This window comes from Bacillus sp. 165 (assembly GCF_017742235.1).
In the GTDB taxonomy this organism is placed as follows: domain Bacteria; phylum Bacillota; class Bacilli; order Bacillales; family Bacillaceae_G; genus JAGHKQ01.
Genome location: NZ_JAGHKQ010000021.1, coordinates 14,136 through 39,525, shown reverse-complemented (window position 1 = coordinate 39,525; position 25,390 = coordinate 14,136). Strand labels below are relative to the sequence as shown.

Below are 25,390 nucleotides of genomic sequence, written 5' to 3'. Positions count from 1 at the left end.
GATGATTGCTCTTTTTTATAGCTTTTTCATGTGATTAGTGTTTTGCGAGTAATAAGAAAAAGCTCGTACAGGCTTTGTATTGATCAGTGGAAAGCTAATGGGGTTCAAGGAGGAGGCTGAATGGATCAAGAGCAATTTTCTCCGCTTGGAGATAGTGGGATTGTTATCAGTATGGGCGATTGCATTGACAGAAAAGTACACGAGAAAGTGATGGCTTTAACGGGGTACTTAGAAAAATATCCTTTGGAAGGGATGATTGAGATAGTCCCCGGCTTTACAACGGTGGCCGTTTTTTATGATCCCATTCACCTGTTTAATCTAGGGGTGTGGTTTCCATATGAATGGGTCCTTTCGAGGTTGAAGGAAATTGTAGTGCAATTCTCAATTGAGAAAGTAAAAAAAGCGAGAGTGGTAGAGATTCCGGTTTGTTATGGGGGTGAATTTGGTCCAGATTTGGAGGCTGTTGCCAAGTATAGTGGTCTAACTCGGGATGAAGTGATTTGTGTGCATTCCGAGGCTGATTACCTTGTCTATATGATTGGCTTTGCTCCGGGATTCCCTTATTTAGGAGGTATGGACAAAAGAATTGCCACACCCCGTCGCCGTTCTCCTCGGTTGACAATCCCTGAAGGCAGTGTGGGGATAGGAGGAGAGCAGACAGGAGTTTATCCCATTGAAAGTCCTGGCGGTTGGCAGCTTATCGGCAGAACGCCGTTGTCATTGTTTCGATTTGACGAAAATCAGCCCAGCCTGCTGTGTGCAGGAGATATTGTCCGCTTTCGACCGATTACAAAGGACGCATACAACTCTTGGAATGGAAAAATTCATGTGTATTGAAGTACTTCAATCTGGATTATTGACAACCGTACAAGATATGGGGAGATTCGGTTACCAGCAGCATGGTATCATCGTGAGCGGAGCGATGGATACATTTGCATTGCGGATTGCTAACCTTCTTGTTAATAATCATGAGAATGAAGCAGCACTGGAAATAACTCTTCTTGGACCGAGGCTGAAATTTCATGAAGATAAGCTAATTGCTATATGCGGAGGTGATTTCTCACCTTTGATTGATGGAGAGCGAGTACCATCTTGGCGTCCAGTATGGGTGAGGAAAGAAAGTATACTTGAATTTGGTTATGCCAAAAAGGGCTGCAGAGCATATGTTGCAGTAGCAGGTGGTTTTGATGTACTTAAAGTTCTCGGAAGCCGAAGTACATATTTACGTGCAGAAATTGGAGGGTATAAAGGCCGCTCCTTAACGAAAGGCGATTACTTGTCAATGAAACGGCCGCAAGCTACTAGCTTAGAGCTTAGCAGTCTGTTAGCTAAAAAAAGTAACAGTACTTCATTTATAGCTGCTGACTGGTATATTGGAGAAAATATATTCCCTTTTTATAACAATCCGACAGTTCGTGTTATTCGTGGAACACACTTCAATCGATTCACACATGAAAGCAGGTACAACTTTTTTGAACAAGAATTTCAAATCACCCTTCAATCTGACCGTATGGGATATAGGTTAATCGGACCTATATTAGAATTGGAACAGCCATTGGATCTCTTTTCTGAGGCAGTTACAGTGGGTACGATTCAAGTTCCGTCTAACGGACAGCCAATCATTCTCATGGCCGATCGGCAAACGACCGGTGGTTATCCCAAAATTGGTTTCGTTACTTCTGTTGATTTGCCCATATTAGCACAGCGAAAGCCTGGAGAAAAGCTTAGATTTCAAGAAATAACTTTGAAGGACGCGCAGCGAACAATGATTCATAGAGAAAAAATGTTGAAAATAGTCACACTTGGAATGAAATTAACCACATCCAACAAAATAAATGAAGCTCGCTCGTGAGCAGAAGACGGCTTGGATTCTTGGATAAATGAAAAACATCATATATTGCGAGTGGTTCTTAGGCGTTAATACTGTAACTGGCAGGGGGCAAGTGATATGTTTATTGATTTAAATTGTGATTTGGGCGAAAGCTTCGGTGCCTATCAACTAGGAAATGACAAAGAAATATTAAATTATGTAACATCAGCTAACATTGCTTGCGGCTTTCATGCTGGAGATCCTTCAACGATGAGGAAGACAGTTAATCTAGCTTTAGAGAAGGGGGTAGCGATTGGCGCACATCCAGGACTGCCGGATTTAATTGGGTTTGGCCGCAGAAACATGGATATTTCTACACAAGAAGCCTATGATATCGTTCTTTATCAAATTGGGGCTCTCCAAGCTTTTGTCCAAGCGGAAGGTGGAAGCTTGCAGCATGTCAAACCGCATGGGGCGTTATATAATATGGCGGCGAAAAATTCGGAGCTGGCAATAGCAGTTGCCGAAGCTGTATACAAGGCAGATTCAAGGTTGATTTTGTTTGGTCTTGCAGGAAGTAACCTCGTCAAGGCTGGAGAAAAAATCGGTCTTCATACGGCTCATGAAGTGTTTGCTGACAGGACGTATCAACGAGATGGAACGTTGACCCCAAGAAGACAAGACAATGCAGTTATAACCAATGACAAGCAGTCAGTTCATCAAATCGTTCGCATGATAAAAGAAGGTTATGTTCGCTCTGTGCAAGGTGTCGATGTCGTTGTTCAAGCGAATACAGTTTGTATTCATGGTGATGGTCCACATGCTCTTGAATTTGCCTATAAAATTCGTGCAGAACTCGAAGCAGAAGGAATTACAATTCGCGCCCGGCACGCCTCTTGATAAATTATTAGTTTGTCAGCTTTTGATACAGAAGCGAGCAGATATAAATTGAACCTCCTTTTTAAAATTTCAAATAATCATATTTTATTTTAAAGCATCAGTTTTCTCTCTGATGCTTTGTCTTTATGCCTATATATCTGATAAAATAAAGAATAAGTATGGATATCTAATACATAGAAGAGGGTCCATAGCAACTATATAAATTATTAAGGAGTAGAAGAATGGAAAAAGTACTTGTTTTTGGTCACAAAAACCCTGATACAGATTCAATTTGCTCTGCAATTGCATATGCAGAATTAAAAAGTAAATTAGGAATGGATGCTGAACCAGTTCGCTTAGGAGAAATCAACGGAGAAACACAATTCGCGTTGAACCAATTTCAAGCTGAAACACCTCGTTTGGTGGAAAAGGTAGCAAGTGAGGTAAACAATGTTATTTTAGTAGACCACAACGAGCGTCAGCAAAGTGCAGATGATATCGATCAAGTTCGTGTATTAGAAGTTATTGACCATCACCGCATTGCTAACTTTGAAACAAGTGATCCGTTATATTATCGTGCAGAGCCGGTAGGGTGTACAGCAACGATTCTAAATAAAATGTACAAAGAAAACGGTGTAGCAATCTGTAAAGAAACAGCAGGATTAATGCTTTCCGCAATTATTTCTGATTCATTATTGTTCAAATCTCCTACTTGTACACAGGAGGACATAGAAGCAGCTCATGAGTTAGCGAAAATTGCAGGTGTGGATGCTGAGAGCTATGGACTTGCAATGTTGAAGGCAGGCGCTGATTTAAGTGATAAAACGATTGAACAGTTGATTTCCCTTGACGCAAAAGAGTTCCAAATGGGAGGCAGCAAGGTTGAGATTGCACAGGTAAACGCAGTCGATACAAATGATGTTCTAGGACGCCAAGCAGAAGTAGAAGCAGCTCTTAACAAAGTAATTACTGATAAAAACTTAGATTTATTCTTATTGGTTGTAACCGATATTTTAAACAACGATTCTGTTGCTTTGGCGCTTGGCGCTGCAGCAAACGTTGTTGAAAAAGCTTACAACGTTACATTAACGAATAACACAGCTGTTTTAAAAGGCGTTGTTTCACGTAAGAAGCAAATTGTCCCTGTTTTAACAGATACTTTTAATGCAATTGAGAAATAAAAGGTAGTATAGTTTAACTATAAAAAAGAACATATGCCAAAAATGAAACAACCTGAGTTCTATATTTGTATAGACTCAGGTTGTTTTATTTTTGGCAACCTTAGGTGAGTATAAAAAGTATGTATAATTAAAATGACTGAAGAAGCTCTCCATTATGACATTATTACGGCTGATTTCTTCGCGAAACATGCTGTCTGTTACTGTCCGCTTTTAGTATATCTAGAGTTTGAACTTTGTTATCAACTTGTAAGATAAATGATACACTCTGTTTATTGATATACCCGTATAAGCAACGTATAATGATACCTGCATTGCCTATGTTTATGGGGACAAGAGGAATGTGGGAATGGAGGGAGATTATTATGTCGCTTCGATATGTTTGTCCACGTTGTCAAGGAAGTGGAAAGAATTACGGTTTCAAACTTCTTTCTTTTATAAAATGTAAAATTTGTGATGGAGATGGTCATGTTATTATGTCTATAAATATGAAACCTGATAATGGACCTTTAAAGCAAAAAGCAGAAGAAGAAGTATCTTCATAGATAGAAAAGGCATCGGATATTCCGATGCCTTTTTCTTATGAGATATTCATCATTCGAAACTGCGCTTGTACAAGCTTAAAGTATTCTCCTCTTTGTTCTAGTAGCTGATCATGATTTCCTTGTTCCATAATTTTACCGTGGTTCAACACAAAGATTTGGTCAGCTTCACGGATAGTTGAAAGACGATGAGCAATAATAATCGCCGTGCGTCCTTTCAGAAGTGTCTTTAATGCTTGTTGGATTTGCTGTTCTGTTTCTGTATCAATGCTGGCGGTAGCCTCATCCAAAATGATAATTTTTGGATTAGCCAGCAACGCTCGAGCAAAGGATAGTAGCTGACGCTCACCAACTGATAAGATGTTTCCGCGTTCTTCTACTTCTGTTTCGTACCCATTCTTCAGATTTTGAATGAATTTGTCTGCCCCTACAATCGTGGCTGCTTGAATTACTTCCTCATCTGTAGCATCAGGTCGGCCGAAACGGATATTTTCTATAATTGTACCAGAGAAAATGAAGGTATCTTGCAGCACAATGCTGATTTGCGAACGTAAATTACTAAGCAATATATCTCGTATATCAATATCATCAATTCGGATAGTTCCGCCTGTAGCATCATAGGAACGTGTGATAAGGTTGGCTATGGATGTTTTACCAGAGCCCGTATGACCTACAAGGGCAATGGTTTGACCAGCCTGAATTGTAAGGGAAATATTATCTAATGCATTTCTCTTCCCATCATACGAAAATTTTACTTGGTCAAATTCAATTTTTCCTTGCATGTCTGTTAATTCTGTTGCATTCATTTTATCTGTAACGATAGGCTTTTCATCTAGAAATTCAAAAATTCGTTCGGAGGAGGCCATTCCGATTAACAGTTGATTGTATACTTGCCCGAGGCGAGAAATAGGCTCCCAGAACATGCCTAGATAGAATGCAAAGGATACGAATACACCAATGGTTAAATGATTATCTTGAATTAATAGAGACCCTAGCCAAATTAAAATGACAGTTCCGATTGTATTAGAAGCTTCGACAAATGGACGGAACATGGCATTTTTTTGTGTAGCGTTACGCCAGCTTTCATAGTTTTCTTTATTAATACCGTCAAAGAATAACATGTTTTCTTGTTCTTGAGTGAAGGATTGAGTAATACGAATACCTTGAATGCTTTCGTTTAAGTGCGAATTTAATTTTGCTTGTTTCATGCGGACGATTTGCCATGCACGTCGAATGTTCTTTCGCAGACTTGTAGAGATAAAGAACATGAGCGGCAGGATAATGATGATGGCTGCTGTTAACGAAGGACTTAATGTAAACAGCATTATTACGATCCCAATCAGCAGGAACATATCCATCAATAGATTGATAACTCCACTTGTAAATAATTCTTGCAAGGAATTAATATCGTTCATGATGCGTACGAGAATAGAGCCTGCCGAACGGGATTCGAAAAAACGATGTGACAGCCCTTGTATATGGGTGAATAGGTGCTTTCGTAAATCGTAAATAACATTCTGTCCAAGCATGTTCATCCATCGAATACGGAAGGAGTTAGCAATGTAAGAAACAATATACAAACTTAAGATAAGGACAACAAGCTGAAGAAGCAGCGTTTCATCCTTATTTTTTATAGCATAATCTAACGTGTACTTTCCGATTAAAATAGGTGTCACTAGTCGAATGATTGTATTGATAGTTACCGCTAGAAATGCCAGAGGCAGGAGGCTTTTGCGATAAGGCTTTAAATAGCCTAACAAACGTGACATTTGCTTCCAGTTAAATGGCATATCAATAACTTGGTCTGTTTGGTAATAAAATCGGTTTAAGATTTCCTTTCTTTTTTCGTTCCTCAAGACTTTCCCTCCTTACACGTTCATCATAATTTTTTGGTCGCGATATTGGATGTCATAAATACGTTTGTAAGGACCGCTTTGTTGGATGAGTTGTTCGTGTGTGCCGCGCTCGACTATTTTTCCTTCATCCAATACTAGAATTTCATCTGCATGTTTTAAAGAAGAAATACGGTGTGCAATAATAAATGTTGTACGATTTTTCATTGCTTCTTGCAGTGCGAGCTGAATTTGATGCTCGGTTTCCATATCAACTGCACTTGTAGCATCATCAAGCACAAGAATACTAGGATTTAATAAGAGTGCTCTGGCGATGGCAATCCGTTGCTTTTGTCCGCCAGATAGTCCGAGCCCTCGTTCTCCAAGCATAGTGTCGTATCCTTGCGGAAGCTCCATAATAAAGTCATGAGCTTGTGCACGTTTTGCTGCCTCGATAACTTCTTCCATAGAAATATCCGGTCGTCCATACGCAATATTGGATTTAATGGTTGTAGAGAATAAAAATGTTTCTTGCAGTACAAACCCGATATTGTAACGCAATTGGGAAAGGGAGTAGTCTTTAATGTCTTTGCCGTCAAGCAGTATGGTTCCAGACGTAGGTTCGTAAAATCGAGTGATTAGCTGAGTCAAACTTGTTTTACCTGATCCGGTTGACCCAATAAGTCCAACTACTTTTCCTTGTTCAGCTTTAAAGGACACTGTCTCTAAAGAAGATTTCTTTTCACCTGGGTATATGAGAGTAACGTCCTGAAATTCTACATCCCCTTTAATGTAACTTGATTCATTATTCACCTCGTGAATTTTTTCGGGTTCATCTAATATTTCAAGCAGTCGTTCTCCAGATGCTTTTGCTTGGGAGAACATATTGATTACAAATCCTAAGTTCATAATCGGCCAAATCAAATAGGATGTTAAACTAAAAAAGGCCACAAGCTCTCCGATTTGTAGTTTGCTTTGAATAACAAGATATCCCCCGTAAGAAAGCAAGATGACGATAGATAAATTTCCGATAAACTCCATTAATGGAAAGTATTTTGCCCAAACGTTGGAGGTTTCCAAGTTGAACTGTTTATAGTTCGAATTTGAGTTATTAAATTTATCAGTTTGGAAGGCTTCACGAGATAACGATTTTACAGTGTTAATTCCACTAAGATTTTCTTGTACATTTGTGTTCAGTTTTCCGAATGACATCCTAATATTACGGAAGGCCGGATGAATACGTTTATCGAATCGGTACACTGCGAAGCATAGGAATGGCAGAATAACCATAGTCGCAAATGTTAGAGGAACAGAATAGCCAAACATAACAGAAAAGCTAATAATAATAAGCAGAAGTAAGCGTATAAACTCTGAGAATCCAAACGATAGGAAGAAGCGGAATCCTTCAACATCAGCAGTCAGACGTGACATCAGATCTCCGGTTTTAGCGTTGTCGTAGTAAGGAAAAGGCAGATATTGCAGCTTTCGATACAGGGCATTTCGAAGGGAGTACACAGATTGAATTCCAAACATATCTCCTAAGTATTGCTGGAAGTATGTGAAAAGCACTTTTATTGCCATAAGTCCCCCGAAAATCATCACTACATAAGAGACAGTATTATATGCGCCTCCAATAATAATGTGGTCAATGGTATATTGGAGTACTATTGGATACACTACTGTAATTCCCGTTACAACTAACAAACAAAGCAATGACCAAAAAAAATAAGCCTTATAGGGTAAATAAAACTGTTTCAATTTCTTAAAGGTTTCCATATTTTCTCCTTTCCTGTTAGGGTTGTTTTTTAAGACGTATTATTAAATATAACTCTTTCTTAATTGAATTTCTATAATTTTTTAATAAATTTAAAAATTACATTAAATTAAGTTGAACGTTGGATTATATGCCTGATGCTCAAAATTTATTAATAAAATGCTGTTTATATAAACAAGAAAATAAACTGGATTATGTGAATTTATCTGAGCGAACATGGAGCGATGGATAGGTTTATTTTTAGAAAACTCTTGCAACTCGCATTGTAAAAAGAATATACTAGTGTTAACTAATATTCCGTACGAAGGAGGTGAGTAAAGAGATGATGAATTCTGCAGGAGTGCGCACGCAATTTTTAGATTTTATTTATATTTGCCGTGCAATTTTTCATGCTACAGCTGCTAACGGGATACGTGTGTCCTTTTTTAGCAATTGTATAATGACTGCAGAAATGTGAGAGATCTCTTTACCCGCCTATAGATGAAGGGGAGCTCTGCAGCTCTCCTTTTTTTGTATAAATGTATGCCATGGGAGAGACATGTTCTTACCCATGGCTTTTTATTTTGAAAGGAGTACGGATATATGATTATTTGTGCAATAAATGAAATTAGTAAATCGTTCGCAGGAACACTCATTTTTGAAAATTTATCATTTGAAATACATGAAGGAGACCGTGTGGGTCTAGTTGGCCGCAATGGGGGCGGAAAAACCACAATCTTTAAATTAATAACGGGAATTGAAAAACCTGATCAAGGTGCCATTCATTTGAAAAAAGGTAGTAAGCTGGGATATTTATCCCAAATACCAAGCTTTCTTGCAGGTACGACTGTACAGGATGTGTTATTGACAGCTTTTTCGGAAGGAAAAGAGCTGGAGAGAAAGATGAAGAAACTCGAGCAAGCTATGACAATGGAGGCAAATGAATCGATATTACAGCGCCTTATTGAAGAGTATGGAAGTATACAGGAGCAATTTGCCTTTATCGGAGGCTACGAAATGGAAGCAGAGATGATGAAGGTCGCTAACGGCTTACAAATTGATTCCTTGTTACATCATCCATTTGCTGATTTGAGCGGGGGCGAGAAAACAAAAGTATGTTTGGGAAGTATTTTATTGCAAAAACCAGATTTACTTTTACTCGATGAGCCAACGAATCATCTTGATATTTTAGCTGTGGAATGGCTAGAAGGGTTTTTGAAGGAGTATACAGGAAGTGTGATCGTGATTTCGCATGATCGTTATTTTTTAGATGAAGTAGCAACGAAGATTATTGATTTAGAAGATGGAGAGCTCTGTGTGTATCACACAAATTACTCGGGATTTGTCAATGAAAAGCAGGAGAAGCTGCTGCGAGAATTTGATGCCTATCAAGAGCAGCAAAAGAAAATTAAAAAGATGAAAGAAGCGATTAAGCGGTTAAAAGAATGGGCTAATCAAGCAAATCCGCCGAATGAAGGCTTGCACAAACGGGCAAGAAATATGGAACGGGCGCTTGAACGAATGGAGAAGCTGAAGCGCCCTATATTAGAACGGAAAAAAATCGGGCTGCAATTTGAGCAATCAGAGCGAAGCGGGAAAGATGTAATAATAGTAGAGGGAGTTACAAAGGCTTTTGATGATGAATATCTTTTGAAATATGTGGATCTCCATGTATTATTCCAGGAGCGAGTCGCAATCGTAGGGCGTAACGGCACAGGAAAAACGACATTGCTAAAAATGATTCTGAAGGATATTCCGCCAGATAATGGGGAAGTTCGTGTTGGGAGCAATGTGAAGATAGGATATCTGTCACAGCACCTTACAGCCAATCACCCAAATGAAACTGTACTAGAAGCATTTCGCGAACAAGTTTTTGTAACAGAGGGAGAAGCCCGTCATATATTGGCTGATTTCTTATTCTACGGACCCGCTGTGTTTAAAAAAATTAGTCAGCTTAGTGGAGGAGAGCGAATGCGTTTGAGATTGGCTCAGCTTATGCATCAAGATATTAATTTGCTTATCTTGGATGAGCCGACGAACCATCTGGATATTGAATCAAGAGAGGTATTAGAAGATGCGCTTGAAGAATTTGAAGGCACTATTTTAGCTGTTTCACATGACCGCTATCTGTTAAATAAAATCTTTACAAAAACGTATTGGATTTTAAATCAATCCTTGCATGGATTTACGGGGAATTATGATTGGGCGAAGAAAAAGCTTGAAGAGAAGGAGAAAGTGCGAGGACAGGAAAAAATAGAGAAGAAGCAAGAGCAGGTTCATGTGAAAGAGAGGAAAATAGATTATGAAAAGGAAATCAAGCAAGTAGAAGTGCAATTGGAGACTATCGAGAAGGAAATATATGCAATTGAAAAATTAATGGATCAAGAACAAGAGATAGAACTGCTTCAGAAATGGAATAAAGAAAAAGAAGCAAAAGAAACGGTACGTGATAGGCTATACCAACAGTTAGAGGAATGGATAGAGCAGTTGTAATAGGAGTAAGAAAAACGGAGTCTATGAGCGAGCCCGCTCTACTCCGTTTTCTTGTTTATTTACAGGGGTAAGGGAGATAACAGTCGCAATTCCAATCATAAAAAGAACTGTTATCGACAGTGAAAGCATTGGAAAAAAAGGAAACAACAGTAATGTACAAAGCACAATTGTCATCAAAAAGATATAACTGAAGACATAAGAGAAAAGCCCGTCCATTAATTCACCTGCTTCATCGTTGTTTTGTACTATGTGTATGCTTGTCCGTAAGAGGATAGAAGTATTTCTTTTACAGAAAAATCCCCTCCAATGAGGGGGTTTTATATCAAACTGAAGCAGTATCTTTTCCGAGTATATATTTATGAAGAGCATATGCTACACCATGCTCTTCATTGGTAAGTGTGACAGCATCGCATAGTTTTTTAACCTCATCTTCTGCATTGCCCATAGCAATGGAGAAGCCCGCTGCCTGAAGCATAGGGACATCATTAAAGTTATCTCCTATAGCAATAGTGTCTTGTAACGGGATAGCGAAATGCGCAGCTATAACTTTTAGTCCATTTCCTTTATGTGCATGTTTATTCATTACTTCTAAATTATTAGAACCAGATGTTGTAACTGCGATAGAAGGGATTGTTTGTAAGGTCTGCATGATATTTTTTCTTCTTGTACCATCGAGAGCTAAAATGAAAAACTTTTCGATATGTAAGTCATCTGCAGCCAATAACACATTGTAGTCAGTAAAGAATGTAATGATGTTATCCTTAGCTTGTTTTTCGGTAATACGGTCTAATTCTTCTAAGCTGAACTCTGTATTCGTTTCAGTGTTTGCTTGAAAATCGGTTATGACCCGTTCTTTCCAAGTAGATGGAACGTATATTCCCTGATTAGTGTACAGTTTATAAGGAAATTGTGCTTTTTCTAATTGTTCAAGTACTTGAAAGACAGATTTCGCTTCAATATGTGTTTCCTTTAATACCTTGCCTTCTGCATATGTGACAGCGCCGTTGCTGGCACCGATTGGACAAGAAAGATTATAGCGCTTCAGTAATTGAACAATGTCTTCCTTCGCCCGTCCGGAACAAATCATTACAATATTTTGTTGCTCTTGTGCTGCATGAATAGCTGTAAGGTTTTCCTCTGAAATAGAAAGGTGCTGTGACAGCAATGTGCCGTCCAGGTCAATTGCAATTAGTTTCATATTTATCACTCCCCACATTTTATGATACATCATTATGTAAATAATCGGGGGAAAAGAGCATCATAAAAATAGGCTCCATAGTCCGCAAAAGCACGGAGTTTGGAGCCTCGCTTTATTCATTTTCTGTTGTTTGAGCTTGGTTTTGATTTGGGTTCGGATTGTTGTAATTATATTTCAAACGATCTATAGGGGTAAAACCTTCTGGTGTATAGAAGCGTAATAAATCTCCATACACAACTTTATCAGATAGTTTTAGTTTCGATTGAACTAGCTGTTCAGCTTGTGTAATTTCGTCATTTCTTTGGAGCGGATTTCCTGTTTTTGAATCAAAATATTTGCCGTTCAGTCCAGTAACAGTAGGAGTTACAAAGTTGCCGTTACGGAATGCTACGATTTGTGAGTGTTGTGATGATAATAAATCACTGCCGAATTGTACATATTCTTTCGTATCAATGCCAAGCAAGTGAAGAATCGTAGGAAGAACGTCTATCTCTCCGCCGTATTGATGCATAACTCCGCCTTGTACACCAGGTACATGGATGATAAGCGGTACACGCTGTAATTGTGCATCTTCAAAAGGAGTGATTTCTTTTCCCATTACTTGTGACATAGCTTTATCATGATTCTCTGAAATTCCATAGTGGTCACCATACATCACAATAATAGAACGATCATATAAACCAGATTGCTTTAAATAGTCCATAAATTGCTGTACAGCTTCATCTAAATAGCGAGCTGTTTGGAAGTAATGGTCAACAGACCCGTCTCCAGTATTGTTTGGTTCAATCGTTGCATCTTCTTTTGCGATAGGATATGGGAAATGGTTAGATAATGTAATGAATTTTGCGTAAAACGGTTCCTGTAACGTTTCAAGCATTGGAATAGATTCTGTAAAGAACGGTTTATCTTTCAATCCGTAATTCAATACATCATTCTCGTTCATATCATAATAGCTGGCATCAAAAAATTTATCGAAACCCAATGATTTATATATTTCATCACGGTTCCAAAACGTTTTATAGTTGCCGTGGAAAACTGCGCTTGTATATCCTTGCTGGCCTAAAATTGCCGGAGCTGCTTGATACGTATTTTGTGCTTTTGTTGTGAATACAGAGCCTTGTGGCAACCCAAATAATGAATTTTCAAGCATGAATTCAGCATCAGATGTTTTACCTTGTCCTGTTTGGTGGAAGAAGTTATCAAAGTATAACGTATTTGCATCTTTTGTGAATGAGTTTAAAAATGGTGTAACTTCTTGTCCGTTGAGTTTGTAATTGATAAGGAAATTCTGGAACGACTCTAAGTGAATATAGATAACATTCATGTCCTTTCCTTTACCGAAATAATCTGGATTAGGTTGTGCATACGATGCTTTCGTATTATTAATTACGGTCGAGATATCATTGCTGTCTGCAAACACACGTTGAGCTGATGATTTTGTACTCTGAATAGCATCATAAATGGTATAGTTATAAGCGCCTAAATACTTAACAAGATAATTGCGGTCAAATGTTCTTGAAAGTAATTGCGGACGATCTTCTTCAGCCAATCCTAAATTTACAACAAACATAAAGATAGCAGCTAAAAATACTAAAGAAATTTTTTGTTTACCGACATGAATTGGTTTCGGTTTAACAAGCTTTGCTGCTACTAGCACAATTAAGATGATTGTATCTAAAAAGTAGAGTACATCATATCCATTTATCAAAGCTAAAATACTTCCGCCTAATTCACCAAAGTTTTTGGTTTGTGTAAGCGTCGGCAGTGTAATAAAGTCCGTAAAAAATCGGTAGTACACTATATTCGCGTACAGAATGACAGACATCAAAAGATTGATGGTAATTAGCCCGATGTATGCTTTTCTTCCTTTTGCAAATAGAGCAAAGCCAAAGAAGAACACAGCTGAACTGATTGGATTGATAAACAACAAAAACTCCTGCATGGAATTGCTTATACCTAAATTAAACTCTACACGATATGCTGTATATGTTTTAGCCCAAAACAGAAGAACGGCAAAAATAAAAAAGCCTAGATGCTTATTTAATATATGTTGAGATTTGCCAAGCAAATTTTTCATTTTATCACCTCGTAGTACATGTAATTGTTTCTTGGATTAGTAACATAATCTATGAAAGTAGTGTTATATAAACTGTAAGAAATAGTAAAAATAAATAAATACATACGATATCCTACCCCTATATAAGGAAAAAGAAAATAGTGTTGCTTTGGATATTCATCCAAGTATTTCTTATTATAAGATGCTAACTTGTAACCGCTAGAAGTGTATTGTACACGCGAGATGTGTTTTTCGTGCGAACTTTATATGTTTTTATTTTTAGTTTTGTCGGTTTTGTTCCTATGTACATAAGACAGAAGTGATAACAGTCTGTATTTATTGCCTTGTATCTTTTTGTGCGGTGATTAGAATGGTTTTGACTATTTAAAGATAACTTCCCGCCTATTTAAATATATATAATTGTACAGGAGTCCCAAAAGCAAGCGCTGCGCACCGTCTATTGGGACTCCTTTTAATGAAGTAATCTGCTCTCCTTGGCTTTTTGAATAAACTTAGCACTGGATCTATTGAATGGTTTTTTTAGCAGTAGTCCAATTATTAGGATAATGATAAAAAATAGGATAAGCTTGCTTATATCGTTGTAAACAACGCTCCATATAATTCCCCCAACGGCTTCCCGCATTATGCTGATAGCATATGTAAAGGGTAAATATGGGTTAATGGTTTGAAAGAACTGAGGTGTAACTTGTATAGGAAATGTTCCGCCTGAACCTGAGATTTGAAGCACAAGTAAAATAATGGATAAGGCTTTACCAACATTACCAAAAACAGAAACTAATGTGTATACAATAAACATAAATATTGTGCCAATGAACAATCCAAACAGGACAAACCAGATTTTATCGGCTACATAGGTCTTAAGTATAAATATATCTCCCGTAGTTACAATCAGAGCTTGGAACAAGGCAATGCTTACAAATGTAAGAAACCGCCCGAAATAAACATGGTGACTTTTATATCGCTGTGTTTCATCATGTATTTCTACTGTAAGTAAAGACACTAATAATAAAGCACCTACCCATAAAGATAGGGTGGTAAAGAAAGGAGACATTGCTGAACCATAATTAGGAATAGGAAAGAGTTTATGCTCCTTCAGTACGACTGGTTCTGCGAAAAAATCACTTTCTTTTTTAAAGTCATTCTTTAATAGTTCAATAACTTCCTGAATATCCTCTGTTGCTTCAAATTCTCGAATTTTATTCGCTAACGCCTTCGTTTTTGCTTCAATCAGCGGAAAGTTTTGCTGAATTTTTTTCAGTTCAGTCATTCCTTCTGTAATAGCAGATGCAATTTCAGGGAACTTCTGTTGCATTTCAGGAAGGGTACTATTCGCTTCCTGTAAGAGAGTAACAGCATCTTTCAGTATAAGCTGAGCCTTATGAATAGCTTCCTGTATAACAGGAACAATTTGATTGTCGTATCTTCCGATAATACTCTCTAATAATAAGCTCGCTTCTTTTGCTAATTGGTTCATGTTTTCGATTACTGTGTTAGTGGGTTTTTCTCCTTTGTTGATGGCGTCTAAAGCCGTTTGCATAAGGTCCCTTTGTGTTTGAAAATTATTTTTCACGTTATTTAGTACGTCAATTTGAGCTGTAATAACATCATTTGGTGTAAGATTATTTATGCTTTGCAGCACTTGAATAGTGCTGTCTATTAAAGAAATCCCACTGTTTAATCGCTCAATAACAATGGTTAGTATTTGTTTTGCATATGCTGGATCCGTATTTGCATCAAGTAATATATCGGTAAGCTGTTCGATAGAGGCTGTTGTTTGCCGCAATAATATTAAATCCTGTTTAATAGAAGGAGAAACAGTAGCAAGTACTTCTCCGGTTTTATTCAAAAATGTTAATAAGTCATTTGATAGCTCCAAGCTGTTTGTTACAACTTGAGTGAGTAATGGAAGGTTATCTTGTAATACTTTTAAAATATCTTGAGCTTTATCACCGTATACTATAGCTGTATTTACTGTATGTTTTAATTCTGGTAAGGATGCTTCCAAGCGAAAAACGAGCTCTTTCACTTTTTCGATGGTTGGAAGCTCCTGTTGTAACTCAATCCCTAATTCGTTAAAGGCTTTGAAAATAGTTTCACTAGCTGCTTTAATGAAATTTTGACTTACCTGTGCAATGATTCCTGAAGCACCTTTTGAAGTGATTTTAGGAGCAATTGCATTTATCTTTTCATTCACATAGTACACTAGCTCGGCTTTAATAGGTTCCTCATTTAATACGGTTGCAATTTTCTTCGAAAAATCCTTCGGAATGATAATGCTGGCATAATATGTCCCCTGCTTCACACCGTGGATAGCTTCTTTTTTATTTACAAATTTCCAGCCTAAGGAAGTACTCTTTTTTAGAGAGTCTACTACTTCATTACCTAGATTAATCGCTTTATCTTTAATAATAGCGCCTTTATCCTCATTTGTTACAGCAATTGCAATACCTTTTGTATTACTGTAAGGGTCCCAGGAGGATTCAATATTAAACCAAGCGTAAAGAGAAGGTAATACCATGAGTCCAATCACAACAATAGATACGGCCCAGTTTGTAAGAATTCTTTTTATGTCTGTAGTATAAATAATAATAATTTTTTTCATTTATATATCACCTAAGTTATATTTGTACTGTTGTTAGTATTTGAGCTTTGATATAAATGATGCACTATGTGTATTTGAGAAGAAGTTTACAATATATTCAGTTTATTGTAAGGTATAAGTAATGTAATACTGATTGTATTCAAAGGGGAGTAGCGCCAGAAAGTGCTCTGGAACAAAGTCGTCAGTACATGAAGTATATCTTCATCGGCTTTGTTGGCATATTGCTTATGTCTTGCAAGACCTTTGCCGTAGTTGGCAAAGGTCTTTTTTGCGTCTATTCATATTAAGAAGGGGGAAGAAAAAATGCGTAAAACAAAAAAAGTAATGGTAGGAGTTACAACAATTTTAGGAGCGACATTGGTTGGTTGTGCAGATGAGGAGCTACCTCCCAAGCCAGAGGATCCATACTGTTCTGAGTATGAATATGATTACGGTGATGATGAGTGGGAATGTGACGACCGTACTTCTCGCCACTATGATTATTACTATGTTGGAAATACAGCCTATCCAGATACAGATGACTTCAAAACAAAATCTTCTATTTCAAAAGGTAAGTTAAAAAGGGGCTTCGGTTCTGGAAGTAAATCTACTGGATCATAAAAATTAAACAGATAAATCATTCAGGTAAAAGCAAACATTATATTATGATGTTTGCTTTTTTATAAACGATAACATAAAATGTTTATTATTAAGTAGATAAAATCGAGAGGTGTTTGTGTTATGACGGTTTCGGATATGTTTTGGGGTGCATCCCTTGAGGAACTGAAACAGGGATATATTGAAGATATAAATTGTTATGTATGCGTGCTTTGTGGGGAGAAAATAGAAAAAGGGGTTATCTACCCTCACAATAATATTCTGTATGAAGCAGAAAGGTATATGAGTATTCATATTGGGAATGCTCATCATTCGGTGTTTGAATACTTGATTCAGCTTGATAAAAAGCTCACAGGTCTCACTGACCATCAAAATCGTCTGCTACATCATTTTTATCAAGGGAAAAGTGATGCAGAAGTTCAAAAAGAAATGGAAATCGGCAGTGTTTCTACTATTCGAAATCATCGTTTTGTATTAAAAGAGAAAGAACGTCAAGCCAAGCTGTTTTTAACAATGATGGAGTTGCTGAAGGAAAAAGATCAACATGCGCCGTCTTTTTTATCGATTCATAAGACAGCTAAGATGGTAGATGAACGTTATAATGTTACGGAGGAAGAAAGAGAAACGATAATAAAGAAATACTTCCAAGAAGGAAGTGACCAGTCTTTAAAAAGATTCCCGCCAAAGGAGAAGCAAAGATGGGTCATTCTGAGGGAAATTGCGCAGCGTTTCACTGGAGAACGCACTTATGGAGAGAAGGAAATCAATGAGATTTTGGAACGTATTTATCATGATTATGTCATGTTGAGAAGATATTTAATTGAATATGGATTTTTAGATAGGAAGCCTGATGGAAGTGAATATTGGTTGAAAAAATAATGTAATAGCACATATGGGCAGAAAATAAAAGAAAGTGCTGTTATACATTTAATTTTATGGATAAAGGGGAAAGGAAACATGGATCGAAAAAAAGAATTGAAGCAATTATATAAGGAAACGAAAATCGAAGCAGGTATTTATCAAATTAAAAATATCCAAAACCAGAAAATTTTTATTGGAAGCACGAGAAATTTGAAGACCTTGAAAGGGAGACAATTTGAATTAGAAGCGGGAACCAGTACAAATAGGATGCTGCAAGATGAGTGGAAGGAATATGGAAAAGAGGCTTTTGTTTTTGAAGTGTTAGAAGTTCTAAAGCAGAAAAATGATGGGTATTTTAATGCGAAGGATGAGCTGAAAAAGCTGGAGGAATCATGGTTAGAGAGACTTCAGCCTTATGGAGAAAGAGGGTATAATAAAGAAAAAACCCGTTAAAACATCTTTTTAAGTGCGTCTTACTGGAAAAATAGATTAGCTCTCATATGAGAGCTAATCTATTTTTCTATTAACAAATTTATCCATAGTCATGCTATAATTATCCTGAATTCATCCGAAAACAAGAAAGGGCTGGTAGAATGTTTGGGAAAGTAGCAGCTGATGTACTTGGATTAAGCGATGTAGGAAGTGTTATTAAGCCTCAAAATTATGACAAAGTAGATGCAGATGATTATGTTATGCATGAAGATGACGAGAAGATTTTTTTCTTGATTAAATCAAAATCAGATGAATATTGTTTTACTAATAAAGCGCTAATTCATTTAGATGGAACGAGCGCAGTCAGCAAAAAACGTACGCTTCGCCGTTATGAATACAGCACCAATCAAATTTCAAATGTTGTGTTGGAAACAGCAGGGACAGTAGACTTAGATGTGGAAATTAAATTCAATATGGGTTCTATCCATTACTCTATTGATGTTCATAAAAAATATTTGGAAGAATTAAAGGACTTGTATAAATCACTAATGAAAATTGCAGAAATTGCAAGAGAAAACGAAATTTCTCTAGATTATGCGCACCAAAGTCTCCAGCTTGCATCGGCTGCGTTAAGCCGCGTTGCCAGCACTGAAGGAGACGTAGCAGTTCAGTTTAAAGAGTTGAACCAAACAGCGTTTTCATGGCTTGTTGAAACAAAAAAACAGTATACTATTAAAGACTTTGGATTTGTGTTTGAAAAATATATTAATAACTAACTGATAAATAAAAAGAAGCCTGTTGCTCAGCAGGCTTCTTTTTATTTGATTACTATCCCAATAATTTTCTAAAAAGTCGAATTTTATTTGAAGGAATTTAGAAAGAAATATAGAAAACTATAGATTGGTGCAGTTTTATTATTTTGAATTTTAGAAATAAAACAGGATACAATCTTATACTAGACTAGCTGGACTGGCTTTAAGTGTAAGCGTTTTCCTTTTTGTGCCATTCTATTTTTAATAGATAAATAATAAAACAACGGAGGGATTCGAGATGAAGAAACAACCAATTGAAGCAGCAGTAAAACAAGAGGACTTTTTTCCTGTACGAGATGTAGATTATTTGGAGCTATACGTAGGGAATGCAAAGCAAGCGTGCCACTATTTCGCTAAAGCATTCGGGTTCCGTCCAATAGCATATTCAGGACTAGAAACGGGCAATCGTGAAAGAGTATCTTACGTACTGCAGCAAAAAAATATTCGCCTAGTGGTATCAGGAGCACTTAGTGAAGATAACCGTATTGCTGAGTTTGTAAAGAAACATGGCGATGGGGTAAAAGATGTTGCATTATTAGTTGATGATGTAGAAAAAGCATACGAAGAAGCGGTAAAACGAGGTGCGATTGCACTTGTACCTCCAACTGAGCTTTCTGATGAGCACGGTGTAGTGAAGAAAGCTGTTATCGGCACATATGGCGATACAATTCATTCTTTAATTGAGCGCCGTAACTATACGGGAGTATTTTTACCTGGTTATCAGCCGCTTAACCTTGCTATTCCATATGAAGAAACAGGACTTATTGGTGTGGACCATGTAGTAGGGAATGTAGAAAGTATGGAAGAATGGGTAAGCTATTATGAAAACGTAATGGGCTTTAAGCAACTGATTCACTTTGATGATGATGATATCAGCACAGAGTATTCTGCTTTAATGTCAAAAGTAATGACAAATGGAAGCCGCATTAAGTTCCCGATTAATGAACCGGCAGATGGAAAGCGCAAGTCTCAAATTCAAGAATATTTAGAGTTCTATAACGGTGCAGGTGTACAACATTTAGCACTACTAACAAATGATGTTGTGAAAACTGTTACAAAACTTCGTGAACATGGAGTAGAATTCTTAGATACACCAGATTCTTATTATGAAGAGTTAACAGCACGTGTGGGCCAAATCGATGAAGATATCGAAAAGCTAAAAGAGCTTAAGATTTTAGTAGACCGCGACGATGAAGGATATTTATTACAAATTTTCACTAAACCAATTGTAGACCGTCCGACATTGTTCATTGAAATTATTCAACGTAAAGGTTCTAAGGGCTTCGGTGAAGGAAACTTCAAGGCATTGTTTGAAGCAATTGAGCGCGAGCAAGCTCTTCGCGGAAACCTGTAATAGAGAACATAAACCAGTTCCATAGACTTGACTAGGCTAGTGCCCGTTTTTGGGCGCTAGCCAAGTTTTCGTTATCGATAATAAGGAGAGAGCTGACAATGAATATTGAACCTCATACACTACCTTGGCAAGATGCCTATAAATTATTAATTGGGTCTATACTACCTCGCCCAATTGCCTTCGTATCAACTGTTGATGAAGATGGCAATGTAAATGTTGCTCCGTTCAGCTTCTTTACAGGAATTTGTGCTGATCCACTGATGGTATGCTTCGCCCCAATGGTTCGCGGTACAGATGGGGGAAAAAAAGACACGCTGAAAAATATAGAGGCAACTAAGGAGTTTGTTATTAACATTGTAGGAGAAGATATTGTACAACAAATGAATGATTGCAGTATTGAATATAGTGCAGAGATCGATGAGTTTGTACAAGTTGGTTTGACGAAGGAAGCTAGCATAAAAGTGAAACCACCGCGTGTAAAGGAAAGTAAGGTTCATTTGGAATGTGAGCTTCATGAAGTGCTTCACTTCGGAGAAAACAAAGGGGCTGGCAGCCTAGTAATTGGTAAGGTTGTGCTTGTACATGTTGATGATGAACTGTACTACGATGGGAAAATTGATACAGAAAAATTAAATCCAATCGGCCGTCTTGCTGGACAATCGTACACGAGAGCGATTGCAGAAACCTTTGTATTAGAACGAAAAACAAGTCCTCAAAAATAAGGAGGAGCAGCTATGAAATTTGTAACGTTCCGTAATCATGACGGAGAAGAGAGAGCTGGTTGGCTCGAAAATAAAAAAGTAATAGACATGAATATAGCAAGTGACGGATTGCTGCCATCCTCCATGCTTCACTTTTTAGAGAATGCAGAAGAATACATGGGCATAATTCAAAATATCGCAATTGAGGGAAAGGGAGCATATGAATTAGAAGATGTGCAGCTGTTGGCTCCGCTTCCCAATCCTCCGAGTATTCGTGATTTTTATGCTTTTGAGCAACATGTAAGAACAGCACGAGGCCGACGTGGATTAGACGTGGTACCAGAGTGGTATGAGATTCCAGTGTTTTATTTTACAAATCATCGCAGTGTTATTGGCCCGAATGCGATGGTACAGCGTCCAGCAAAATGCGAGTGGCTAGATTATGAGCTTGAAATTGCTTGTATTATCGGTAAGCAAGGGAAAAACATTCGGAAAGAAGAAGCTGATCAATACATCTTCGGTTATTGTATTTTAAATGACTGGAGTGCTAGGGATCTCCAAGCTAAAGAAATGAAAGTAGGATTAGGTCCTGCCAAAGGAAAAGACTTTGCTACTTCTCTTGGGCCGTTTATTGTGACAAAGGATGAGTTGGAGCAATATCGTATGAATGAGCACTATAATCTGACGATGACTGCTAAGGTTAACGGAAAGGTATTATCTGAAGGTAACTTTAAGGATATCTATTATACATTTGCACAGATGATTGAACGGGCTTCAGATGGTGTGACGCTTTATCCTGGTGATGTAATCGGTTCAGGTACAGTTGGAACAGGGTGTATTTTGGAACTGGGAACGGAAGTGCATCGTTGGTTAGAGTCTGGTGATACTGTAGAGCTCGAGATTACAGGACTAGGGGCGCTGCAAAATACAATTACAGAATAATGGAGGGATACAATGTACTATCGTCGCATGGGAGAGCTTCCTCATAAACGGCATATTCAGTTTCGAAAAGAAGACGGTTCGTTATATCGTGAACAAGTAATGGGCACGAAGGGTTTTTCAGGAACGCAATCCATTTTATATCATCATCATATGCCAACAGAGATACTTCACTCTTCGGTTGAAAGTGTGTGTAAGATTGAATTTGAAGAAAATGAACAATTGTCACACCGTCATTTCCGTACAAAAGAATTTACCAAAACAGGAGATGCGGTGAAGGATCGCCATTATGTGTTAGGAAATGATGACTTATTAATCGGAGTCGCTAATCCAACTCAAAGCATGGATTATTATTATCGAAATGGTGATGGAGATGAAATGTTGTTCATTCATCATGGTACTGGAAAAGTGGAGACCATGTTTGGGACAATTCACTATCGTCCAGGTGATTATGTAATGATTCCGATTGGAACGATTTATCGTGTGATGCCTGATGAAGGTGAATCGAAGTTTCTTATTGTAGAAGCGAACAGCCAGATTACAACGCCACGTGGTTATCGCAATGAGTACGGTCAACTGCTAGAGCATAGTCCGTTTTGTGAACGGGATATTCGCGGTCCAGAGATGTTGGAAACATATGATGAAAAAGGGGAATTTACTGTTCTGACAAAATCGAGAGGTCATCTATATAAGCATGTGCTGAATCACCATCCTTTAGATGTAGTAGGATGGGATGGGTATTTATATCCGTGGGCCTTTAACATTGAAGATTTTGAACCAATCACAGGCCGCATTCATCAGCCGCCGCCAGTACATCAAACATTTGAGGGGCATAATTTTGTAGTATGCTCGTTTGTTCCTCGTCTATATGACTATCATCCAGAAGCTATCCCGGCACCATATTATCACAGTAATGTAAATAGTGATGAAGTGTTATATTATGTTGCAGGAAACTTTATGAGCCGCAGAGGTATTCAGGAGGAATCTATTACGTTGCATCCATGTGGTATTCCTCATGGTCCTCACCCAGGTAAAACAGAGGCGAGTATCGGGAAAAAAGAAACATTAGAGCTAGCTGTTATGGTTGACACGTTCCGACCGCTTAAGGTTGTAAAACAAACTCGTGCTATGGAAGATGATCAATACATGTATAGTTGGATTGATTAAAGGTAGAATGAAAAAGAGGGCGTCTTATTTGAGACGGCCTCTTTTTCATGTTAAAATTACAAATCTTTCCATCTAATGGTATATAGCGTTCCTACTTGGCCTGCTATATTATGACATCCATTAGTAATGCTTTTTATTAGAAGATTTGCAGTCATCTTTTTGATCATCTTGTTTGTAGTACGGCTCCCAGCAACATTTAGTGTAGCATGTCTTCACGTAGTATTTTTTGTAAGAATGTTCATAGCATTTCTTTTGGTCTTTATTACAGGAGTCCTTTTTATTGTCGTCTTTATAGTAACCCATCATATTCCCCCCTCTGCGAGATTTTATAGTTTGCATTACAGCATATGCATGTCCTCTTTTAACGGTTCTCTTTTTTAGAATTTTTGGATGAAAATCTATTAAAATAGATTGCCTGTTTAAGAGTTTATAATTATTTGCTAAGAGCTCACTTAGGATTAATCTGAAAATATAAAGAATTTATAAAAACATGATACAATATTAGCGGATTGCAAGTTTGAAGGGCATAGGGAGAGATAACATGAGAGAAACTTTTCGAGAACTTAAGTCGATGGACCGAAACGTATGGATTCGATTTATCGGAGAAACATTAAATGGTATTGCTTTTATGATGCTTATGCCATTTTTTGCACTATATTTAAAGGATAAGGTAGATTCATTGGTTCATGTGGGAGTTTTAATGGCTATCTCTCCTATCGTGGCCAGCCTTGGTTCCATGATTGGCGGACGAATAGCAGATATTTATGGAAGAAAGCCTATTATGATTATTTCGATGGCTGGAAACGGAATTGTTATGTTGGGATTTGTTTTTTTTGATAGCTTTGTCATGTATGGGGTGTTATCTGCTTTGATGGGATTATGTAACTCACTATTTCATCCTGCTGCTTCTGCTATGGTAGCAGATGTAACAGAACCAGCTAAGCGTACAGAAGCATTTGGCCTGCTCCGTATGGGACATAATATCGGAGCGGCTATTGGCCCGATTATCGGAGCTTCTATAGTAATGATTTCAAAAAATGTAATTTTTATTACTACTGCATCGTCTTTATTGTTTTATGCTATTCTGGTTGCTGTATTTATTCGTGAGACGCTGCCAGAGGGACAAAGGGATAAGACACAAGAGAATGAAGAAATCGAAGAAGATGTGCCGCCGGTATGGAAAGTTGTGCTGCAGGATAAAGCTTTACTGACTTATATTTTGGCAGGTATTGTGATTTCTATGGGCTTTTCACAAACAGAAGGAATGTTGCCGCTTCATTTTGATAATGAAATGAAGAATATTTTCGGTAATAATAATCCTTATCCATATATGATGGCATTAAATGGAACACTAGTTGTCTTGTTTCAATTTCAAATTTCAAAATGGGCTGGGGTAAAGCCGGTTGGAAAAATGATGTTATACGGAGCGTTATTTTTTGGCTTTGGCCTGCTTGCTATTGGCTGGCTTCCTCCATTATTCGGAGAAGCTAACACAGATGCAACTCTTGTTATGGTAATCATGTTGTGTGTATATGCCATATATACACTTGGAGAAATGGTAATGTCTCCGGTACAAATGACATTTGTAGCAAATATCGCACCTGAGCATTTGCGTGGAACATATATGGGAGCTGCGAGTTTGCAATGGATTGCAGGAGGAGCATTAGGTCCGTTGTTAGGTGGATTTTTATTAGACCAGCTTCTTGGAGATGTTTTGTTTACTATCCTTGGTGTAGGATGTATTGCAGCGGGTATTATATACCTTTCATTAGATCGTCTTGTTGGTCAAAAATCAGATGGAGAAGTGTTGAAGCAAAGTTCTTAATATAAAAAGTAAAAAATTGTAACCAAAAATAGACAGAAGTTTGATAATATGAGAAAGGACTTATTCATAATAAGCTCTTTTGCTGAAGGATGATCTTTCACATAAATACTTCTAGCTGCTGAAAGAATCTCGACCGTTCAGCTGAAAATCATGGAGAGGGATGTTTTACGGATGTGAAGCTATGCTGGCCTTCTACTCAGTTTCTCCGTTCGGGGTTTTTGCTTATAATATTAAGGAACGTGATGTTTGCCCCATACATATACTTTAGGTACAGGATAAGGGGTATGCATGAGACTGGTAAAAAGTGCTACAATAGAAAAATGAGAAAACTTTATAGG

21 protein-coding genes and 1 pseudogene are annotated in these 25,390 nt (G+C 37.6%); 16 read left to right on the top strand and 6 right to left on the bottom strand.

Translation table 11 applies throughout. The features are described 5' to 3' along the window. Window positions 1-120: 120 nt before the first annotated feature. The 5 genes from pxpB (at window position 121) to J7Q84_RS17290 (ending at window position 4,412) form a co-directional block, all read left to right on the top strand. A complete protein-coding gene (pxpB, locus tag J7Q84_RS17310) occupies window positions 121-837 on the top strand; it encodes a 5-oxoprolinase subunit PxpB (RefSeq protein WP_209096372.1) in 717 nt (238 codons plus the stop codon). Then, entirely contained in the window at window positions 827-1,852 is a 1,026-nt protein-coding gene (locus tag J7Q84_RS17305) for a 5-oxoprolinase subunit C family protein (RefSeq protein WP_209096370.1), read from the top strand. The genes pxpB and J7Q84_RS17305 overlap by 11 nt, the downstream gene beginning before the upstream one ends. Window positions 1,853-1,948: 96 nt before the next feature. Next, window positions 1,949-2,710, top strand: coding sequence for a LamB/YcsF family protein (locus J7Q84_RS17300; RefSeq protein ID WP_209096368.1), 762 nt, complete (start codon window positions 1,949-1,951; stop codon window positions 2,708-2,710). Window positions 2,711-2,931: 221 nt separating this feature from the next. After that, window positions 2,932-3,870, top strand: coding sequence for a manganese-dependent inorganic pyrophosphatase (locus tag J7Q84_RS17295; RefSeq protein WP_209096367.1), 939 nt, complete (start codon window positions 2,932-2,934; stop codon window positions 3,868-3,870). A gap of 362 nt (window positions 3,871-4,232) precedes the next feature. Next, window positions 4,233-4,412, top strand: coding sequence for a hypothetical protein (locus J7Q84_RS17290; protein WP_209096365.1), 180 nt, complete (start codon window positions 4,233-4,235; stop codon window positions 4,410-4,412). Between the two features lie 35 nt (window positions 4,413-4,447). Here the strand turns inward: J7Q84_RS17290 and J7Q84_RS17285 are convergent, their stop codons facing one another. Next, the gene (locus J7Q84_RS17285) at window positions 4,448-6,265 is read right to left on the bottom strand and encodes an ABC transporter ATP-binding protein (RefSeq protein ID WP_209096363.1); all 1,818 of its coding nucleotides are present in this window, start codon (window positions 6,263-6,265) and stop codon (window positions 4,448-4,450) included. 12 nt (window positions 6,266-6,277) lie between these two features. Next, window positions 6,278-8,017 carry an ABC transporter ATP-binding protein gene (locus J7Q84_RS17280; RefSeq protein ID WP_209096361.1) on the bottom strand — a complete coding sequence of 580 codons (1,740 nt, stop codon included), beginning with the start codon at window positions 8,015-8,017 and terminating at the stop codon, window positions 6,278-6,280. 320 nt (window positions 8,018-8,337) lie between these two features. Here J7Q84_RS17280 and J7Q84_RS18645 point away from each other — a divergent pair, with 320 nt between their 5' ends. Then, window positions 8,338-8,472 (top strand): RAxF-45 family protein, encoded by a 135-nt coding sequence (locus J7Q84_RS18645; RefSeq protein ID WP_280635624.1) that lies wholly within the window; start codon window positions 8,338-8,340, stop codon window positions 8,470-8,472. A 125-nt stretch (window positions 8,473-8,597) separates the two neighbouring features. Further along, on the top strand, window positions 8,598-10,487 hold the full coding sequence (abc-f, locus tag J7Q84_RS17275; RefSeq protein WP_209096359.1) for a ribosomal protection-like ABC-F family protein: 1,890 nt from the start codon (window positions 8,598-8,600) through the stop codon (window positions 10,485-10,487). 21 nt (window positions 10,488-10,508) lie between these two features. On the opposite strand, the gene J7Q84_RS17270 is transcribed toward abc-f, so the two are convergent. From J7Q84_RS17270 to J7Q84_RS17255, 4 genes are all read right to left on the bottom strand, one after another. Then, window positions 10,509-10,703: a hypothetical protein gene (locus J7Q84_RS17270; RefSeq protein ID WP_209096357.1), complete on the bottom strand. Its 195-nt coding sequence runs from the start codon at window positions 10,701-10,703 to the stop codon at window positions 10,509-10,511. Window positions 10,704-10,809: 106 nt separating this feature from the next. Beyond that, complete coding sequence (locus J7Q84_RS17265) at window positions 10,810-11,685, bottom strand: Cof-type HAD-IIB family hydrolase (protein WP_348519873.1); 876 nt, start codon at window positions 11,683-11,685, stop codon at window positions 10,810-10,812. Window positions 11,686-11,797: 112 nt separating this feature from the next. After that, window positions 11,798-13,762 (bottom strand): lipoteichoic acid synthase, encoded by a 1,965-nt coding sequence (gene ltaS / locus J7Q84_RS17260; RefSeq protein WP_209096355.1) that lies wholly within the window; start codon window positions 13,760-13,762, stop codon window positions 11,798-11,800. Between the two features lie 451 nt (window positions 13,763-14,213). Further along, entirely contained in the window at window positions 14,214-16,364 is a 2,151-nt protein-coding gene (locus tag J7Q84_RS17255; RefSeq protein ID WP_209096353.1) for a YhgE/Pip domain-containing protein, read from the bottom strand. A 303-nt stretch (window positions 16,365-16,667) separates the two neighbouring features. Between J7Q84_RS17255 and J7Q84_RS17250 the strand changes: the two genes are divergently transcribed. The 9 genes and pseudogenes from J7Q84_RS17250 (at window position 16,668) to J7Q84_RS17210 (ending at window position 25,052) form a co-directional block, all read left to right on the top strand. After that, window positions 16,668-16,964, top strand: a complete 297-nt coding sequence (locus J7Q84_RS17250) for a hypothetical protein (protein ID WP_209096351.1) — start codon at window positions 16,668-16,670, stop codon at window positions 16,962-16,964. Between the two features lie 120 nt (window positions 16,965-17,084). After that, a complete protein-coding gene (locus J7Q84_RS17245) occupies window positions 17,085-17,840 on the top strand; it encodes a DUF2087 domain-containing protein (RefSeq protein ID WP_209096349.1) in 756 nt (251 codons plus the stop codon). A gap of 78 nt (window positions 17,841-17,918) precedes the next feature. Continuing rightward, window positions 17,919-18,275, top strand: coding sequence for a GIY-YIG nuclease family protein (locus J7Q84_RS17240; RefSeq protein ID WP_209096347.1), 357 nt, complete (start codon window positions 17,919-17,921; stop codon window positions 18,273-18,275). Between the two features lie 140 nt (window positions 18,276-18,415). After that, window positions 18,416-19,030: a PH domain-containing protein gene (locus J7Q84_RS17235; protein ID WP_209096345.1), complete on the top strand. Its 615-nt coding sequence runs from the start codon at window positions 18,416-18,418 to the stop codon at window positions 19,028-19,030. A 274-nt stretch (window positions 19,031-19,304) separates the two neighbouring features. Next, complete coding sequence (gene hppD, locus J7Q84_RS17230) at window positions 19,305-20,420, top strand: 4-hydroxyphenylpyruvate dioxygenase (protein WP_209096343.1); 1,116 nt, start codon at window positions 19,305-19,307, stop codon at window positions 20,418-20,420. Between the two features lie 98 nt (window positions 20,421-20,518). After that, window positions 20,519-21,142: a flavin reductase family protein gene (locus tag J7Q84_RS17225; RefSeq protein WP_209096341.1), complete on the top strand. Its 624-nt coding sequence runs from the start codon at window positions 20,519-20,521 to the stop codon at window positions 21,140-21,142. Window positions 21,143-21,154: 12 nt separating this feature from the next. Further along, a pseudogene (locus J7Q84_RS17220) lies at window positions 21,155-22,110 on the top strand (fumarylacetoacetate hydrolase family protein). Beyond that, window positions 22,076-23,227: a homogentisate 1,2-dioxygenase gene (locus J7Q84_RS17215; RefSeq protein WP_209096339.1), complete on the top strand. Its 1,152-nt coding sequence runs from the start codon at window positions 22,076-22,078 to the stop codon at window positions 23,225-23,227. The pseudogene J7Q84_RS17220 and the gene J7Q84_RS17215 overlap by 35 nt, the downstream one beginning before the upstream one ends. 541 nt (window positions 23,228-23,768) lie before the next feature. Next, window positions 23,769-25,052: an MDR family MFS transporter gene (locus J7Q84_RS17210; protein WP_209096338.1), complete on the top strand. Its 1,284-nt coding sequence runs from the start codon at window positions 23,769-23,771 to the stop codon at window positions 25,050-25,052. Window positions 25,053-25,390: the final 338 nt, after the last annotated feature.

What these genes read in the sequence shown, in the direction of transcription:
- pxpB (WP_209096372.1), top strand. Translation starts at nt 121, where the DNA reads ATGGATCAAGAGCAATTTTCTCCGCTTGGAGATAGTGGGATTGTTATC.
- J7Q84_RS17305 (WP_209096370.1), top strand. Translation starts at nt 827, where the DNA reads ATGTGTATTGAAGTACTTCAATCTGGATTATTGACAACCGTACAAGAT.
- J7Q84_RS17300 (WP_209096368.1), top strand. Translation starts at nt 1,949, where the DNA reads ATGTTTATTGATTTAAATTGTGATTTGGGCGAAAGCTTCGGTGCCTAT.
- J7Q84_RS17295 (WP_209096367.1), top strand. Translation starts at nt 2,932, where the DNA reads ATGGAAAAAGTACTTGTTTTTGGTCACAAAAACCCTGATACAGATTCA.
- J7Q84_RS17290 (WP_209096365.1), top strand. Translation starts at nt 4,233, where the DNA reads ATGTCGCTTCGATATGTTTGTCCACGTTGTCAAGGAAGTGGAAAGAAT.
- J7Q84_RS17280 (WP_209096361.1), bottom strand. Translation starts at nt 8,017, where the DNA reads ATGGAAACCTTTAAGAAATTGAAACAGTTTTATTTACCCTATAAGGCT.
- J7Q84_RS18645 (WP_280635624.1), top strand. Translation starts at nt 8,338, where the DNA reads ATGATGAATTCTGCAGGAGTGCGCACGCAATTTTTAGATTTTATTTAT.
- abc-f (WP_209096359.1), top strand. Translation starts at nt 8,598, where the DNA reads ATGATTATTTGTGCAATAAATGAAATTAGTAAATCGTTCGCAGGAACA.
- J7Q84_RS17270 (WP_209096357.1), bottom strand. Translation starts at nt 10,703, where the DNA reads ATGGACGGGCTTTTCTCTTATGTCTTCAGTTATATCTTTTTGATGACA.
- J7Q84_RS17265 (WP_348519873.1), bottom strand. Translation starts at nt 11,685, where the DNA reads ATGAAACTAATTGCAATTGACCTGGACGGCACATTGCTGTCACAGCAC.
- ltaS (WP_209096355.1), bottom strand. Translation starts at nt 13,762, where the DNA reads ATGAAAAATTTGCTTGGCAAATCTCAACATATATTAAATAAGCATCTA.
- J7Q84_RS17255 (WP_209096353.1), bottom strand. Translation starts at nt 16,364, where the DNA reads ATGAAAAAAATTATTATTATTTATACTACAGACATAAAAAGAATTCTT.
- J7Q84_RS17250 (WP_209096351.1), top strand. Translation starts at nt 16,668, where the DNA reads ATGCGTAAAACAAAAAAAGTAATGGTAGGAGTTACAACAATTTTAGGA.
- J7Q84_RS17245 (WP_209096349.1), top strand. Translation starts at nt 17,085, where the DNA reads ATGACGGTTTCGGATATGTTTTGGGGTGCATCCCTTGAGGAACTGAAA.
- J7Q84_RS17240 (WP_209096347.1), top strand. Translation starts at nt 17,919, where the DNA reads ATGGATCGAAAAAAAGAATTGAAGCAATTATATAAGGAAACGAAAATC.
- J7Q84_RS17235 (WP_209096345.1), top strand. Translation starts at nt 18,416, where the DNA reads ATGTTTGGGAAAGTAGCAGCTGATGTACTTGGATTAAGCGATGTAGGA.
- hppD (WP_209096343.1), top strand. Translation starts at nt 19,305, where the DNA reads ATGAAGAAACAACCAATTGAAGCAGCAGTAAAACAAGAGGACTTTTTT.
- J7Q84_RS17225 (WP_209096341.1), top strand. Translation starts at nt 20,519, where the DNA reads ATGAATATTGAACCTCATACACTACCTTGGCAAGATGCCTATAAATTA.
- J7Q84_RS17215 (WP_209096339.1), top strand. Translation starts at nt 22,076, where the DNA reads ATGTACTATCGTCGCATGGGAGAGCTTCCTCATAAACGGCATATTCAG.
- J7Q84_RS17210 (WP_209096338.1), top strand. Translation starts at nt 23,769, where the DNA reads ATGAGAGAAACTTTTCGAGAACTTAAGTCGATGGACCGAAACGTATGG.